The organism is Mycobacterium alsense (assembly GCF_002086635.1).
In the GTDB taxonomy this organism is placed as follows: Bacteria; Actinomycetota; Actinomycetes; order Mycobacteriales; family Mycobacteriaceae; genus Mycobacterium; species Mycobacterium alsense.
Genome location: NZ_MVHD01000057.1, coordinates 1 through 15,124 on the forward strand (window position 1 = coordinate 1; position 15,124 = coordinate 15,124).

20 protein-coding genes are annotated in these 15,124 nt (G+C 67.9%); 5 read left to right on the forward strand and 15 right to left on the reverse strand.

Annotated features, from left to right (window positions below; genetic code table 11):
- Positions 1–63: 63 nt before the first annotated feature.
- From BST11_RS22755 to BST11_RS22775, 4 genes are all read right to left on the reverse strand, one after another.
- Positions 64–342, reverse strand: coding sequence for a hypothetical protein (locus BST11_RS22755; protein ID WP_083140388.1), 279 nt, complete (start codon positions 340–342; stop codon positions 64–66).
- Entirely contained in the window at positions 339–1,289 is a 951-nt protein-coding gene (locus BST11_RS22760) for an AAA family ATPase (protein ID WP_211284767.1), read from the reverse strand. Before BST11_RS22760 ends, BST11_RS22755 begins: the two co-directional genes overlap by 4 nt.
- 616 nt (positions 1,290–1,905) lie before the next feature.
- Positions 1,906–2,106 carry a helix-turn-helix domain-containing protein gene (locus BST11_RS22765; protein WP_244897753.1) on the reverse strand — a complete coding sequence of 67 codons (201 nt, stop codon included), beginning with the start codon at positions 2,104–2,106 and terminating at the stop codon, positions 1,906–1,908.
- Between the two features lie 594 nt (positions 2,107–2,700).
- Positions 2,701–3,801 (reverse strand): tyrosine-type recombinase/integrase, encoded by a 1,101-nt coding sequence (locus BST11_RS22775; protein WP_083140392.1) that lies wholly within the window; start codon positions 3,799–3,801, stop codon positions 2,701–2,703.
- A 214-nt stretch (positions 3,802–4,015) separates the two neighbouring features.
- On the opposite strand from BST11_RS22775, the gene BST11_RS22780 reads away from it, so the two are divergent.
- Positions 4,016–4,516, forward strand: a complete 501-nt coding sequence (locus BST11_RS22780) for a hypothetical protein (protein ID WP_142276505.1) — start codon at positions 4,016–4,018, stop codon at positions 4,514–4,516.
- An 8-nt stretch (positions 4,517–4,524) separates the two neighbouring features.
- Here the strand turns inward: BST11_RS22780 and BST11_RS22785 are convergent, their stop codons facing one another.
- From BST11_RS22785 to BST11_RS22805, 5 genes are read right to left on the reverse strand one after another with little or no spacing between them, the layout of a single operon-like run.
- The gene (locus BST11_RS22785; protein WP_083140396.1) at positions 4,525–5,271 is read right to left on the reverse strand and encodes an alpha/beta fold hydrolase; all 747 of its coding nucleotides are present in this window, start codon (positions 5,269–5,271) and stop codon (positions 4,525–4,527) included.
- A 42-nt stretch (positions 5,272–5,313) separates the two neighbouring features.
- Positions 5,314–5,835: a nitroreductase family deazaflavin-dependent oxidoreductase gene (locus tag BST11_RS22790; protein WP_083140398.1), complete on the reverse strand. Its 522-nt coding sequence runs from the start codon at positions 5,833–5,835 to the stop codon at positions 5,314–5,316.
- A 7-nt stretch (positions 5,836–5,842) separates the two neighbouring features.
- Positions 5,843–6,655, reverse strand: coding sequence for an SDR family NAD(P)-dependent oxidoreductase (locus tag BST11_RS22795; protein WP_083140400.1), 813 nt, complete (start codon positions 6,653–6,655; stop codon positions 5,843–5,845).
- A 35-nt stretch (positions 6,656–6,690) separates the two neighbouring features.
- Complete coding sequence (locus BST11_RS22800; RefSeq protein WP_083140402.1) at positions 6,691–7,221, reverse strand: pyridoxamine 5'-phosphate oxidase family protein; 531 nt, start codon at positions 7,219–7,221, stop codon at positions 6,691–6,693.
- Between the two features lie 30 nt (positions 7,222–7,251).
- Positions 7,252–7,788: an NUDIX domain-containing protein gene (locus tag BST11_RS22805; protein ID WP_083140404.1), complete on the reverse strand. Its 537-nt coding sequence runs from the start codon at positions 7,786–7,788 to the stop codon at positions 7,252–7,254.
- Between the two features lie 37 nt (positions 7,789–7,825).
- Between BST11_RS22805 and BST11_RS22810 the strand changes: the two genes are divergently transcribed.
- Positions 7,826–8,197: a nuclear transport factor 2 family protein gene (locus tag BST11_RS22810; RefSeq protein WP_083140406.1), complete on the forward strand. Its 372-nt coding sequence runs from the start codon at positions 7,826–7,828 to the stop codon at positions 8,195–8,197.
- Here BST11_RS22810 and BST11_RS22815 read toward each other — a convergent pair whose 3' ends face one another.
- Both BST11_RS22815 and BST11_RS22820 read right to left on the reverse strand, forming a co-directional pair.
- Entirely contained in the window at positions 8,198–8,665 is a 468-nt protein-coding gene (locus BST11_RS22815) for an SRPBCC family protein (RefSeq protein ID WP_083140408.1), read from the reverse strand.
- A gap of 39 nt (positions 8,666–8,704) precedes the next feature.
- Positions 8,705–9,583, reverse strand: a complete 879-nt coding sequence (locus BST11_RS22820) for an LLM class flavin-dependent oxidoreductase (RefSeq protein WP_083140410.1) — start codon at positions 9,581–9,583, stop codon at positions 8,705–8,707.
- Between the two features lie 39 nt (positions 9,584–9,622).
- On the opposite strand from BST11_RS22820, the gene BST11_RS22825 reads away from it, so the two are divergent.
- A complete protein-coding gene (locus tag BST11_RS22825) occupies positions 9,623–10,036 on the forward strand; it encodes a VOC family protein (RefSeq protein WP_083140450.1) in 414 nt (137 codons plus the stop codon).
- A gap of 96 nt (positions 10,037–10,132) precedes the next feature.
- A complete protein-coding gene (locus BST11_RS22830; RefSeq protein WP_083140412.1) occupies positions 10,133–10,519 on the forward strand; it encodes a VOC family protein in 387 nt (128 codons plus the stop codon).
- Here the strand turns inward: BST11_RS22830 and BST11_RS22835 are convergent.
- Genes BST11_RS22835 through cysD form a run of 3 tightly spaced genes read right to left on the reverse strand, consistent with a single transcriptional unit; the run spans position 10,516 to position 13,809 of the window.
- Entirely contained in the window at positions 10,516–10,998 is a 483-nt protein-coding gene (locus BST11_RS22835) for an Rrf2 family transcriptional regulator (protein WP_083140414.1), read from the reverse strand. The two genes, BST11_RS22830 and BST11_RS22835, sit on opposite strands and share 4 nt — an antisense overlap.
- A 31-nt stretch (positions 10,999–11,029) precedes the next feature.
- Complete coding sequence (cysC, locus tag BST11_RS22840; RefSeq protein ID WP_083140416.1) at positions 11,030–12,880, reverse strand: adenylyl-sulfate kinase; 1,851 nt, start codon at positions 12,878–12,880, stop codon at positions 11,030–11,032.
- Entirely contained in the window at positions 12,880–13,809 is a 930-nt protein-coding gene (cysD, locus tag BST11_RS22845; protein WP_083140418.1) for a sulfate adenylyltransferase subunit CysD, read from the reverse strand. The genes cysC and cysD overlap by 1 nt, the downstream gene beginning before the upstream one ends.
- Before the next feature lie 159 nt (positions 13,810–13,968).
- On the opposite strand from cysD, the gene BST11_RS22850 reads away from it, so the two are divergent.
- Entirely contained in the window at positions 13,969–14,388 is a 420-nt protein-coding gene (locus tag BST11_RS22850; protein WP_083140420.1) for a PaaI family thioesterase, read from the forward strand.
- 78 nt (positions 14,389–14,466) lie between these two features.
- Here the strand turns inward: BST11_RS22850 and BST11_RS22855 are convergent, their stop codons facing one another.
- Positions 14,467–14,958 carry a beta-class carbonic anhydrase gene (locus tag BST11_RS22855; RefSeq protein ID WP_083140422.1) on the reverse strand — a complete coding sequence of 164 codons (492 nt, stop codon included), beginning with the start codon at positions 14,956–14,958 and terminating at the stop codon, positions 14,467–14,469.
- Positions 14,959–15,124: the final 166 nt, after the last annotated feature.

Genomic DNA, 15,124 nt, shown 5'->3' on the forward strand with positions numbered 1-15,124 from the left:
CCGGATCGGGTCGGGCGCACCCGGTTCGGCGTTGGTGTACTCCTGATTCATTGCCGCTTCCTTTCAGTGGCGGGTTGCGTTGTCGTAGCTTGCGATGGCGGCGCGCAGGCACTCTATGTCGCAGCGGTCGAAGTCGTACGGACCGCATTCGAGGTGCCACCCTGCGGCCTGGTCATAGACCAGTCGCACCGGCATCGAAACCCACGAATCAAGCTCGCCGACATACGCTTCCACGAAGCCGAAACAGTCGACGATTGCGCGGCCGAGCGCGTTCTTCTCCTCGTGGCGCGGTGCGTCGAGGACCGGAAAATCCGGTCCAATTCCTCGATTTGAGATGGTCACTGATCCGCGTTCCTTTCAGTCTTTTCTTCTCGCCATGTCCGTAATGCATTGGCGGCTCGTTGTTTTCGCCAGCCCAGGCGCTGGCGGGCGTCCTCTACGCTGTCCGGCGGCGGGTCCAGCTCGGCAAGCGCGGCGACGTCCTCGGATGGGGCATTTTCATCATCGTTGCGTTCACCATCCGCGGGTGCTGTGAACGCCCATTCGAGTACGCCGTCGTTGAACGCCAAGAGCTTAAATGTGCCTGCGACGGGTTCGCGGTCTCCGACTGGGCAGTGTGCGCGTACGCCGCCGTGCCGGTCCTTGTTGACGATCAGGAGCGCTTCGCCGCCGTGACCGGGGGTGAATGGCTTGCGCGCCTTCACGCGTACCGAAACTCCTCCGATCGCACGTCGTTTGGCTGCGGTACCGCCAGGGCCCTGTGCGCGCGAGTCGGGGCTTTTGGCTAGGTGATCGACCGCCAAGACTGCGGCACCGGATTTGGCGAGCGGTTTGAGGACGGTGGAGTGCACGACCGTGAACTCGTCACTCGAGTTTGAGTTGGCGCCATGCAAGGGCAACAGCTCACCGATGCTGTCGACAATCGCTACAGCGGGCCGCCAGTGGGTCGAGTCTCCGACGATTTGGCGTAGTTCGCTGCGGTCGTCTGGTTCGCAGTACCGGAATGCCTGCGGGTCGCGCAGCCTGTCGATGGGCGCGCCCAGGGCGATCAGCCGGTGCACTGTCGCCGGTGCTCCGTTGTGGTCCAAGTCGATGATCAGGACTTTGCGGGCGGCCTTCAGTGCTTCAACCGCGCAGGCGAAGCAGATCCACGTTTTGCCCGATTCGGGGTCGCCGAAGAGCAGATTGACCTGGCCGGCGTAGAAGAGCCGGTGGCCGTCGCTGCGTTTGAGCAGTACCGGTTCCGGCGGTTGCGGAACCGTGCCGTCCAGCAGAGCGGAAATGTCCACGTAGAGCGGCTTTTCGTCGTCGGTTCCCGGTTCCGGTATAGGGGGTACGGAACCGGGAACCGCACTATTGACGGCGGTTCCTGTGCGGTTCCGGGAACCGGGAACCGCGGCGGTTCCCGGTTCCGTACCCTGTGTCCGGGAACCGGGAACCGCTGTCTGAGCGTGCCCGTTGTGCTCGATTGTGACAGGTGGCGGCACGTGCATACCGGAGTCCCCGAGTGCTTTGCCACGAGCGATCAAATCGTCGTTCACAGGCTCGCGCTCCGCTTAACGATTACGGCCAGTTTGTCGCGGAGTAGCTCGTCGATGTGCGCAGAATGCTCGCGCAAGATCCATTGCAGCGCAGCGGCGTAGCCTTCCCGGTAGCCGGCGCTCCTGAAACCTGTCGTGGGCCTGTGGTATCGGTGGCCCGGATGGAGCGGGTCGGGGTTTTCGCCGAGAAGGCGCACGGCGGCCTCACGCCGGCGTCGCTGGGCGGCCAGCGAGTCAAATGCGGGCTGTCGGCCGTCTCGGCTATCCTGACAGTTGTCGGTTGTGGTGGTGTGGTGGCCACTGATTTCGACGTTGGGGCCCTCCGGGGCCCCAACTTCTTTTGGGGGGCCGTTTCGGCTGTCGGTCATGCTGCGCCGCCACCGACCGGCTGGAAGATCCGCTCAAGTTCGGCGGCGTCAACCTTGAGTAGCCGCGGGCCGACACGAACCGCATTCAAGCGGCCATCGCTTATCCAGCGGCGAAGAGTGCGGTAACTGACCCCGGCGTGCGTGGCGGCTTCTTGCAGGCCGATGTACTTGGCGGGTTGGGTTTTTCTTGCGGACACGAGGAAAGCCTCCGGGGCATGAAAAAGCTCATCCTCCGAGCGAGGCTCTTGGCCAATGCCTCAAGAACGCAACGAGTGCGACCCTGGCGGCCAGTGTCATAGTAGCACTTACCTGGACACGTCAGGACGCGTCGCCGGCGGTGTGTTGCAAGGCGCGGTTGAGATCCAGCAATGTCGCCACGTCTATTCCAGCGGCGGTAAGCGTCGTGAACACCTCAGCGAGTCGCGGGTAGTCGCGCACGACGACGCGGACCTGGCAGCGGTGATTTGGGCACCGCAAGTCGAATTGGGTGTTGACCGCCGCAGAGTGGTTCGGCACGGGAACGGGAATAGGCGCGCCCGGTGGTAGCTCGACGTACTGGGGTCGGTTCGTCTTTTTCGTGGGATGAATAGGCGAGGGTGCTGGTAAGTCCATGAACGTGGGTCGGCCGTCGATGGTAAGGGGTAACCGAGCGTAGTTGAGCACCTTTTTCGGGCGTCCGATAAGCCGCCACCGGTTGTCAGCGCATATGAACTCGTACGTCGCCACGTCAATCGGCTTGTGTGGCTTCTTCTTTGAGCCATTGCACGTGATTTTCAGCTGCGCGGGATCTGTCAACTTGGGGAGGCCTTCGCGAGTTTTGACAGCCGCTCTGCGATTTCGGCGTCCCGGCCCTCGGCGACGTGTTGGTATTTCAGCGCCATCTGCGGCGTCGTGTGTCCCAATCTGTGCATGAGTTCTGCTGTGGTAGCACCGCTTTGAGCGGCTAAAACTGCCCCGACGTGACGTAAGTCGTGGACCCGCAGATTGGGCTTGCCGATGGCCGCACGGGCTTTCTCCCACGGGGTGCGGTAGTTGTCGCCATGCATGTGTCGGCCCTCGTCTGTAGGGAATAGCAGCGATTCGGGATCCGCCCGGACATGGTTTTTGAGGTGCGCCTTGATGATCGGTCGAATGTGCGGCGGAACAGCGACATCGCGTACACCGGCCGCCGTTTTCGGCTCTCCGACGATGAACTCGCCCTTGCGGTACGTGACTGCCCGGCGGACGCGCAGTGTGGCGCAGTCCTTGCTGACGTCCTTGCGCCGAAGCTCTGACGTCTCGCCCCATCTCAGTCCGCACCATGCCGCGAGGACGACGCTCGCGCGCAATTCGGCCGGCATTTTCGCGGCGAGTCGGTCCACCTGGGCGGGAGTGAGGACTTCGACATCGCGTTTGCGTTTCGTCTGCATCGCCGCGCGGATCCGGCAAGGGTTCGCGTCGAGAACTTCGTCTTGCACGGCTGTCGCACAGATCGCATGTAACAGCGCATAGACGTGGGCATTCCGAGTGGGGTGGTCGGCACCGAGCTCGGCGTGCCACTGGCGGATCTTCGCCGGCGTCAACGTGACAAGCTTCGCGTCGCCCAGATCAGGCAGAATGAGTCGCTCGAGCATCGACTCGTAGTGCTGCCTGGTCCGCGGCCGCAGGTGCCGCTGCTCAATCCACTTGGCGGTGTAGGCGCGGAGCGTTATTCCGTCTGAACGCTCAACAGCTCCCCAGGTGCCGAGGTCTATCTTCCGCCTCTCGCCAGCGAGCCAACCCTCGGCGTCCGACTCCGTAGCGTACGTTCTCGGAGCGTGGTGCAGCTTTGCGTCGGGGCCGATATAGGCGGCGCTGTAGCGGCCAGAACGTTCCTGTCGGATCCGGCCGAATCCGCGGCGTTTACGCGGCACCCGTCACACCTCCGCACAAGATACGCACAACATCAATATAGCAATGTGTCCGGCAATGTCCTATACTGCCGGATAGGTGAAAGTGCCAAACTAGCAGGTGGAGGCACGGAAGCCGCACGTAATGAAACCGGCCGCGCCGACACTAGTCGTCAGGTTCGAATCCTGCCGGGGGCACTCTTGTTTTCGCAGGTCAGGGGCGGTTAGCGTGGAAGACGTGGCCGGGGAAACAACCGACGCAGCGCTCGAGGCCCAGGTGCGGGCCTTCCTGGGCGCGCTCGACGAGCGGCTGCACCGGGACGAGATCATCCGGGAGCGCACGGCGGCCATCGAGGTGCCGACGTCCGACGACCCGGATGCCCTCCAGCAATACCTCGAGCAACTCACCCAGGTCTACGCCGAAAGCCTCGGCGGCCTGTACGACCGGATCGCGGCGCACGGCCAGGCCATCTGCAAGCTGACCGACGAGCCCGAGATCACCGAGGGAATCCGCAAGATGATGGCGCTGTCCGCGGTGGAGAGCGCCGACATCATCAAACTACTCAAAAGCGCTGCGGCCGCGGCGAACCGAAAGAGCCTCCGCAACATCGCGGCGGTGTTCGTGGCGAGCTTCACCGCCGGTGCGCGCCGCCTGCCCCGGCAGGCTCAGCTCGACCGGCTGACGCTGGACCTCACCGCGTATTGCCTGACCCGCTTCCCGCCGCCCGACGGCGATTGAGCGGGCGCTCAGTCGAGGGAGTCCCAGAACCGCGTGAGCACGGCGGCGCTGCCCGCCGGGTCCTGCACCATCCACCAATGCCCCAGCCCCTCAAGGACTTCCGTGCGCGCGCCGGCCCGGTCGGCCGCGCGGCGCCGAATCTCCTCCGACCCGACGTAGGTGTCCTCGGTGGCCAATATCGACAGGCCGGGGCGGGCCGCCGCGTTTTCCAGCGCGCGACCGGCTTCGGCGATCGCCGGCTGCGCCGCCGAGCGGTAGACGGCCAGGATGGCGCGGCCCATCTCGGGGCCGTGCGCCCGCGCGACGGCGGCGGCGACGTCGGCGGGCATGCCCAGCGGCCCCACCTGTGCCACCCAGTCCTCGACCGTTGCGCCCATCATGGTGTCGACCAGCTCCTCGCCGGCCCCCGGCGTCTGCCAGACCTGGGCCAGGTCGTGCCAGACGTAGTCGGGGTCGAAGAGGCCCAGGACGTCGCTGACCCAGCTGCGCACGAGTTCCGGACGGTGCATGACCGCGTTGACGACGTGCCCGCCGCCCCAGTCGTGCCCGACGAGGTCGATCGGCCCGTCGATCCTCGCCAGCTCGCCCTCGAGCCAGTCGCGGTAGTCGAGATAGGTGGCCGGGAAGTCGTCGGGCAGCGGCGCGCCGAATCCCGGCGGGGACAGCCGCACCACGTCGTCGCGCTCGAGGGCGTCGACGAGCGGGCCCCAGATCGCGTCGGACTCCGGATTGCCATGCACCAGCACGATCGTCATCGCGCCCTCCCTCTGTGCGGGGGAACTGGTCGGGCTTGAAGGCTACTCGCCGCGGGCGTCGACCGGATCGCGGCTCAGCACGAACGCCTCGATGTGGCGGCCGCCGGTGCGCGATTCGTACTTGCGCCAGCCCGGGTAGATCTCGAGGCCCTTAGCCCAGATCTCGTCGCGTTCGGCGGGGGTGGCGAGCCGGGCGGTGGCGCGCCAGGTGTCGCGCCCGATCGTCACCGTGGCCCGCGGATGGGCCTTGAGGTTGTGGTACCAGGCCGGGTGCTTGGCGCCGCCGAAGTTGGACGCGATCAGCGCCACCCCGTCCGGGTGCGGGATGCCGTACACCGCGACGGTGCGCGGCTGCCCCGATTTCGCGCCCGTGGTGGTGAGCATCACCGCGGGGACGCCGGTCGCGATCCCGGCGAAGCTGGCCCGGCCGCCGGTGACTTTGGTGACCAGCCGGTCGAGGTGGTGCGCCGTCGGGCGCAACATCGCCACACCCACCGGTGTGGCGGCGAACCTGCGCATCACGCGGTGGAACGGGTTGGCGCGGTCGAAGGTTTCGTCTGCCATGGTGTCCTCAACGGTTGGTCGGCCCCAGCGCGTATGCGCCGGTCTCCGGGTGGTGATACCAGCCGCTCGCGGCGTGCGTGCCGCCGTCGACGTGGATGGTCTGACCGGTGATGTAGCTGGACATATCGGAGGCGAGAAAGACTGCCGCGCCTGCCATTTCGTCGACGTGACCCGCCCGTCCCATCGGGACCGTGAAGCCGATGCGCTCCTCGGCGCCGGGCGGCGCCATCCGCCTGATGCCTTCGGTCATGGTGATGTCGGGCGCCAGCGCGTTGACCCGGATGCCGTGCGGGGCGAGCTCGAGCGCCGCGGTCTTGGTGTAGTTGATGACGCCGGCCTTGGCCGCCGCATACGTCGCGTAGCCGGGCGCGGCGCGCACCCCCTCGATCGAGGTGACGCTGATGACGCTGCCCGGCAGTTGCTGCTCGACGAGGACGCGGGCCACCCGCTGCGTGCACAGGTAGACGTGGCGCAGGTTCGACTTGTACAGCGCGTCCCAACCGTTTTCGGTGGTGTCGAGGATTCCCGACCAGAACACGCCCCCGGCGTTGTTGACCAGGATCGTCACCGTCCCGAGCTCGGCCGAGGTCCGCGCCAGCGCGGCGTCCACCGCGGCGGCGTCGCGCACGTCCACCGGTATGCCCAGCGCGCCGATCTCGCCGGCGGCCGACGCGCACGAGTCGGGGTCGCGTTCCCAGATCGCGACCCGCGCGCCGAAGGCCTTCAGCCCCGCCGCGATGCCGCGGCCGATGCCCGCGCCGCCGCCGGTGACCACCGCGACGCGATCGGTCAGTAGGACGCTCGAGGGGTCCAGTGTCATGACGCTGAATATAGAACCCCCGCGGGCCCTTCCGCTCAGGACAGCTGAAACTTTGTGGCGCCTAACGGTTCCGACGTGCCCAACGCCAACACCGTCGACGGGTCGACGCGATAGACATGCCAGGGCGCCGGGCCGGCCGACGGGGCGCTGTACGGGCCCGTCAGCGCGTCGCCGGCGACTTCGACCGGCCAATCCCAGGCGACGAAAGCCCGTGCGACGGAGGCTAATTCGTTCGCATCGGTCACCCGCTTGGCGGCACCCTCGACGACGAGGTCGAACGGATCGGTGGCGACGCTGACCACGCACCTGCCGTCGCGGGCCAGGTTGCGGGACTTCCGGGTCGCCGGCCCGGAGGTGAAGTACCAGCTGCCGCCGCACCGGACCATCGCGACCGGCGTCACGTGCGGGCCGCCGTCGGGATTGATGGTGGTGAGCCACAGCGTGTGGCGTTGCGGGCCGCCGCTGCCGGGCGCCTGCGTCAGCTGGCTGTCCAGCACCGCGTCGACGCGGGCCCAGTCGATGGGGGGCGCGCCGTAACCGTCGAGATTGCGTTGTGTGATCGTCATGCCGGTATCGACCGGTGCCGGGCGCCAAAGTCATCGCTCGCGCAACAGGAACAGGCCGTAGGCGGCGATCGACTGGGCATCGACGAGCACCCCGGTGCGCATCATCTCCTCGACCTCCTCGCGGGGAAACCACGCGCTGCGCATGTCCTGTTCCTCGTGCTCGCGATCCGCCTCGCCCTCGACGATCCCGGTGGCCAAGAACACCCACCCGCGCTGGCTGCTCATCCCGGCGGCCACGTCCACCAGGCCCAGCGCCTCGAACGTCGTGGCGCGCAACCCCGTTTCCTCGCGCAGCTCGCGCTCGGCCAGCTGCTGCGGCTCTACCTCCGCCAGGTCGGGGGCGCTGCCCTGCGGGAACTCCCAGCGCCGCGCGCCGAGGGGATACCGATACTGCTCGACCAGCCGGAAGCGGTGCCCGTCGTAGGGCATCACCAGCGCGTACGTCGGCTTGTCGACCACGGCGTAGACGCCCGGGCTGCCGTCGGGCCGGCGGATGTCGTCCTCGCGGACCACCAGCCACCGGTTTCGGTAGACCTCGCGCGACGCCACGCATTCGATGAAAGGCATCCCGTCAGTATCGCGGGCAGGAGTAGCGTCCCAAGCCATGCCATCCCGGGAAGCCATCGCCGACACCGTCAACCGCTACCTCGACCTCGTCGCCAACGGCAAGGCCGACGACATCGTGACGCTCTACGCCGACGACGCCACCGTCGAGGACCCCATCGGGTCGGAGCTTCGCCGCGGCCGCGAGGCCCTCCACGAGTTCTACGCGGCGTTCCAGGACGCCAAGAAGGAGACCGAGCTCGCCGAGCTGCGGGTCGGCGGCGCCGAGGCCGCGTTCCTCTGGCACCTGACGCTCGACGCCGGCGACACCCGCACCCGGATCTCGCCCATCTCCACGATGACGTTCGACGAGGAGGCCAAGATCACCTCGATGCGGGCGTTTTGGTCACCGTCCGACGTGCGGGTGCTGTGATCAGGGGCGTGCCTCGGCGGCGCGCTTGATGCGCCGCAGCGTCTCCTCGATGCCCCGGTTGACCTGACGCCCCCGGGGGAGGAACGCCTCGGCGAGCCTGTTGGCCACGGAGCACCATTGGAATTCGAACGACTCGGTGAGTCGCGTGCCCGCCGACGAGGGCCGAAACGCGTAGCGCCAACGGGTTTCCTCACGACCGGCACGGCCGTTGACGGTGGCGAAGGCGAACTCGCGGCCCCGCTCGGCGGTGTTGACCACCGCCGTCCGTTCCCAGCGCAGGCGGCCGAGCCGGTTGTGCCCGCGGAACCGCACGCCCGGGGCCGCTTCGGTTGCCCCGTCGAGCCATTCGCACCGGTAGCACTCCGGGCTCCAGTCGCCCATCCGGGTGACATCGGCGATCAGGTCGTACACGACCTCGGGGGGTGCGGCGATGTCGATGCTGGCCTCACCGCGCCGCGCTGTCGGCATGGGCCAAGTATGTCAGCCTCCGCCGGGATACCCCCGCGCCTAGAGCCGCCCCACCACGTCGGCCGCGCGCCGCAGCTGGTCGAGGTCCGAACTCGTCGTGATGAGCTGAACCTCGTCGGTGCCGATGCCTTCGAACTTGCGCAGCACCGCCAGCAGCTCGTCCTCGGTGCCGGCCCAGCCGGTGGTGGGCGCCATCGCGTCGACGTACTCGGCCGGTATCCAGTTCATGTAGCGCCGCAGGTGCCGGTGCATCTGGGCGCGGGCCTGCTCGGCTTCGCCGAACGCAAACCAGAACGACGTCATCAGGTGCGGTGCGGGCCTGCCGGCCCGCGCCCACGCGTCACGCGCCACGTCGAACAGCTCGCCCTGCTTGGCGGCGTCGAGGTCCAGCGTCGTGCCGGCCAGCCCGTCGGCCCACGCCGCCGCGCTGCGGATGGTCTTGGGCCCGATGCTGCCGACCAGCAGCGGCGGGCCGCCGGGCTGCACGGGCGCGGGGCCCACCGGCAGCACCGACTCGGTGAGCTTTTCGCCGGCCCACACCCTTTTCATCACCGCCACCCGGTCGGCCATGCCGCGCATCGTCTGGCTCGCCAGGTCGGCGCCGACGGCGCGGTAGTCCTCGTCCCTGCCGCCCACGCCGACGCCCACCGTCAACCGCCCGCCACAGAGCAGGTCGCCGGTGGCCAGCGCCTTGGCCAGCATGACGGGGTCGTGCAGCTGCGGCACGATCACCGTCGTCACCAGCCGCACCCGGTGGGTCCACGCGGCCAGCGCGCCGAGCAGCGTCAGGTTGTCCGGGTTTTCGAACGTGATGCGCTCGCCCCAACACAGCGACGAGAAGGGGCCCTCGTCGATCGCGCGCGCCCAGTCCTCCAGCACCGTCGCGTCCAGGTCGGGCTCCATCACCGGCATGGTCATCGCTATTCGCACAGACGGCATTCTGGCACCATGGACCGGGTGGGTTTCACCAGCACTTCGATCGCGCACGTCCGGCTGACCGTCACCGATATCGAGCGATCCCGGCGGTTTTACGAGAGCGTCTTCGGTTGGCCGGTGCTGCTGGAAGTCCCCGAGAACGCCGACGAGGCCACCCGCAGCCAGTACGGGTTCCTGTTCGGCGGCGTCATCTACGACCTCGGCGGCTCGCTGCTCGGGCTGCGCCCGGTCGCGAGCGATCGCTTCGACGAGGATCGCGTCGGCCTGGACCACATCGCGTTCCGGCTCGGCAGCAAGGCCGAATTAGACGCCGCGGCAGCCCATCTCGACGCGGTGGGCGTCGCACACGAGCCCGTCAAGGACATCGGCCCGTCGTACATCCTCGAGTTTCGCGACCCGGACAACATCGCCCTGGAGCTGACGGCGCCCAAGTAGTGCTCGCCCCCCGGCGCGAGAGTCCGCAAATGACCGCCCACACGGCGTGTCGCCGTGCAGACGCGGGCGCTCGCGCGGAAGGGGTAGAGAGGAAGTATGGCGATCGCTTTCAACCACACCATCGTCGCCGCGCGCGACAAGCGGGAGTCCGCGGAGTTCCTCGCCGAGCTGTTCGGCCTGCCCAGCCCGCAGCCCGTCGGCCATTTCATGGCCGTCACGCTCGAGCACGGGGCCAGCCTCGACTACGCCGATGCGCCCGAGGGCGAGGAGATCCACCGCCAGCACTACGCGTTCCTGGTTTCCGAGGACGACTTCGACGCCATCTACGGCAAGATCCAATCTCGCGGGCTGGCGCACTGGGCCGACCCCCGCCAGCAGCGCCCCGGCGAGATCAACCGCCGGGACGGCGGGCGCGGCGTCTACTTCCTGGACCCCTCCGGCCACGCGATGGAGATCCTGACGCGGCCCTACGGCTCGGGCTAGTCGCCGCGCGGCGAGCCGTGCCGCACGTGTTCCTGGTCGCGATAGTCGTCGGCGAACTGCGCGACGTGCTTGGGCAGGGCGCCGGTCGCGACGTCGGCCAACGTCGTTTCCTCCAGCACCGAGCGCATGCTGGCGCGCAGCGCCCGCCACACGTCGGCCAGCGGCGCGGTGGGCCCGGAGTAGGGCAGGTCACCCAGCCCGATGTCGCGGACGCTGGCCAGCGGGCCGTCGATGCAGCGAAGGACGTCGGCGATGCTGATCTCGTCCGGGGGCCGGGCCAGTTCGTAGCCGCCCTCGCGGCCACGGTGGCTGCGCACCAGGCGATCGGTGCGCAGGTTGGTGAGGATGTCGACGAGGAATTGCGGCGGTATGCCCTGCGCGTGGGCCAATTCCTCGGTGGTCACCAACGTGCCGCTGGCGGCCGTGGCGAGCTGGACCATCGCCCGCACCGCGTATTCCGCTTTGGCCGACATCCGCATGGGAGGATTGTGCCACCCGTCCCCGCGGGGCCTAGCCGCGCAACTGGAGCAGGTCGATGACCAGCCGCGCCTGCTCGTCGACGCCGCGATCCGGTGTCAGCCGCAGGTCCGGGTTCTCCGGTTGCTGATACGGGCTGTCGATGCCGGTGAAGTTCGCGATCTCACCGGCGCGCGCTTTGGCGTACAGCCCCTTGGGATCACGCGTCTCGCACTCGTCGATCGGGGTGTCGCAGAAGACCTCGAAGAACTCGAAGCCGGCCTCGGCGTGCACTTTGCGCGCCAGTTCGCGGTGCTCGGCCAGCGGGCTGATCGCCGGCACCAGCACGGTTTGGCCGCAGTCGGCCAGCAGCGCGGCCACGTGCGCCAGCCGGCGCAGGTTCTCGGCGCGGTCGGCCATGGAGAACCCCAGGTCGGCATTGAGGCCGTGGCGCAGGTTGTCGCCGTCGAGAACGTAAGCGGGAACGCCGCTTTCGAGCAGCAGCCGCTCGACCTGCATGGCCACGGTCGACTTTCCGGAGCCCGACAGGCCGGTGAACCAGATCGTGCGGCCCCGCGGCCGGGCGTCGGCGCCGACGAGCGACTTGTGCCGAACGGTGTTGGGGCTGGCCGTCTGCGCCGAGACGTCGCGCAACACCATGCCCGCCGCCACCGTTCCGTTGGTGTTGGGGTCGATGAGGATGAACGAGCCGGTGCTGGCGTTGCGGGTGTACTCGTCGAGCAGCAGCGGAACCTGGGTGCGCAGCGAGATGCGGCCAAGTTCGTTGAGCTGCAACGCCGTTGCGGTCTTGTCGCGGTGCAGGGTGTTGACGTCGAGCCGGTACTCCAGCGCGGTGACCCGCGCGCGCGTGGTGCGCGTGGTGTGCTTGATGAGGTAGTCGTGGCCGGGCTCCAGGGTCGAACCGTCGGCCATCCAGCACACGGTCGCGTCGAAATCCTGTGTGACCCTGGGCTGGTTGTGGGCGCGCGCGATCATGTCGCCGCGCGAGATGTCGATGTCGTCGGCGAGGCTCACCGAGACGGCCATCGGCGGAAACGCTTCCTCCACGGGGCCGGTGGCACCCTCGATTGCGGTGATGCGGGTGGTCTTGCCGACCGGCAGCACCACCACCTCATCACCGGGGCGCATCACCCCGCTGGCGACGGTGCCGGCGTAGCTGCGGTGGTCCTGGTGCTCGCGGGTCTGCGGCCGGATGACGTATTGGACCGGGAAGCGCACGTCGACCAGGTTGCGGTCGCCGGCGATGTAGACCTCCTCGAGGTGCGACAGCAGCGCCGGCCCCTCGTACCACGGCGAGTTGTCCGACTTGGTCACCACATTGTCGCCGTTGAGCGCGGAGATCGGGATGGTCGCGACGTCCTGCACGTCGAGCCGCGCCGCGAAGGCGTGGAATTCGTCGCGGATCGTCTCGAATTTGGTTTTGTCCCAGTCGATCAGGTCCATCTTGTTGACCGCGAGCACGATGTGCTGGATGCCCAGCAGCGACGCCAGGAAGGCGTGCCGCCTCGACTGCTCGAGCAGGCCGTGCCGGGCGTCGACGAGCACGATCACGAGTTGGGCGGTCGACGCGCCGGTCACCATGTTGCGGGTGTACTGGATGTGGCCCGGCGTGTCGGCGATGATGAATTTCCGCTTGGGCGTGGCGAAATAGCGGTAGGCGACGTCGATGGTGATGCCCTGCTCCCGCTCGGCCCGCAGGCCGTCGGTCACCAGCGCGAGGTCGGTGTAGTCGTGGCCGCGTTCCTTGGACGTCTTTTCCACCGACGCCCACTGGTCCTCCATCACGGCCTTGGAGTCGTAGAGCAGGCGGCCGATCAGCGTGGACTTGCCGTCGTCGACGGAGCCGGCGGTCGCGAGCCGCAGCAGCGTTGCGGGGGCGGCCATCAGAAGTATCCCTGCCGCTTGCGGTCTTCCATCCCGGCCTCCGAGATGCGGTCGTCGGCGCGGGTGGCGCCGCGCTCGGTCAGCCGTGAGACCGCGGTCTCGGCGATAACCTCCGACACGGTGGCGGCGGTCGACTCCACGCATCCGGTACACGTGACGTCGCCGACGGTGCGGAACCGCACCGTCGCCTCGAACACCGGCTCGTCGACGCGCGGCTGCATGTGCCGGTGCACCGCCAGCAGCATGCCGTCGCGGCGGAACACCTTGCGCCGGTGCGCGAAGTAGATCGACGGCAGCTTGACCTTCTCGGCGCCGATGTAGGACCAGATGTCGAACTCGGTCCAGTTCGACAGCGGGAACACGCGGATGTGCTCGCCCTTGTGGTGGCGGCCGTTGTAGAGGTTCCACAGCTCGGGCCGCTGCGCCTTGGGGTCCCACTGGCCGAACTCGTCGCGGAAGCTGAACACTCGCTCCTTGGCCCGCGCCTTCTCCTCGTCGCGGCGCGCCCCGCCGAACGCGGCGTCGAACTTGTTCTCCCGGATGGCCCGCAGCAGCGTCACCGTCTGGATCGGGTTGCGCGACGGGATCGTCTCGACGACCCGCCCGGCGTCGATGTCCTCCTGCACGGAAGCCACCACCAGGCGCACCCCGTGCTCGGCGACCAGCTCGTCGCGGGTGGCGATCACCTCGTCGAAGTTGTGGCCGGTGTCGACGTGCATCACCGGGAACGGCAGCCGTCCCGGCCGGAACGCCTTGAGCGCCAGGTGCAGCATGACGATGGAGTCCTTGCCGCCCGAGAACAGCAGCACCGGGCGTTCGAACTCCGCGGCCACCTCCCGGATGATGTGAATCGCCTCGGCCTCGAGCGAGCGCAGGTGGCTCAGCTCGTATTGGCCGGCGGCGGGGCCCGCCGTAACAGCGCTGGTCATTGGCTACCTCTTGAGTCGGACGAAGTTATCTCTGGTAAATATGATCGGATTGACCATCTTTATGCTCATTGCCACCTATGCAACCAGCCGCGTTCGTCGCTGTCAATGCGTAGGGCGGCTATCTTTCGCGGCGTGCGACCGGTGCGAAAACATGGACGCATGACAACCGAAACGCAGAGCGGGCGCGATGTCATCGCGCAATTCATCCCCCAATCCCCGTTCGTCGCGAAGCTGGGCATCGTGGCCGAGCAGCTCGACGGCGACGAAGTGCGGTTGCGGCTGCCGTGGGATCCGTCCAACGTGACCATCGGCGACATGGTCCACGGCGGGGCCATCGCCACGCTGGCCGACGTGACCGTCATGGCGGCGGCGTGGTGCGGCGTGGACGCTCCCCCGCAGCTGCGCGGGGTGACGGTGTCGATGGCGCTGGACTTCATGGCGCCGGCGCGGGCCACCGACGTGATCGGGGTGGGCCGGGTGTTGCGGCGCGGGCGGTCGCTGGTCAACTGCGAGGCCGAGATCGTCGATCCGCGGGGCACGCTGGTGGCCAAGGCCCTCGCGACCTACAAGGTCGGCTGACTCGTCGCCGAACGTGTAACCAGTGCGAAAATCCAGCCACTTTTTCGCAATGGCTGCACGCTCGGCGAAGGCGTGGCGCTAGACGGTGACCTCGTTGAGCTTGCCGGTGGCGACGTCGAAGACGAAGCCGCGCGCCGAGGTGTGCTTGTCAACGAACGGGCTGTTCTCGATGCGGCGCAGCGACTGCCGGACGTCCTCGGCGGGGTCCGGGAACGCCTCGGGCGCCCACGGCGGCTTGATGCCGATCTCGTCCTGGATGGTGCGCTTGAAGTCGTCGTCGGTGAAGGTCAGCATCCCGCAGTCGGTGTGGTGGATCAGGATGATCTCCCGGGTCCCCAGCAGCCGCTGGCTGATGGCCAGCGAGCGGACGACGTCGTCGGTGACGACCCCGCCGGCGTTGCGGATGACGTGCGACTCCCCCTCGTTGATGCCGAGCAGGCGATAGACGTCCAGCCGGGCGTCCATGCACGCCACGACCGCGACGTGCTTGCTCGGGGGCATGGGGAGCGGGCCGTTGAAGCCGCTCGCGTATTGGGCGTTGTTAGCCAGGTAGTCGTCGGTAACGGTCACGCAAGCCTCCTGATGTTGGGCGGTGCCGATCTTAACAACCGGCCGGGCGCAGTTCACGGGTAAAAATCAGGCGGTATCCGATGTCTCTCGCGCCACTCGAGTGATCGCGGGGAGGGGTGGCAGGCGCGCGAATCCCGTCGAAGTCGCTGTGAGGCGGGCACATTGG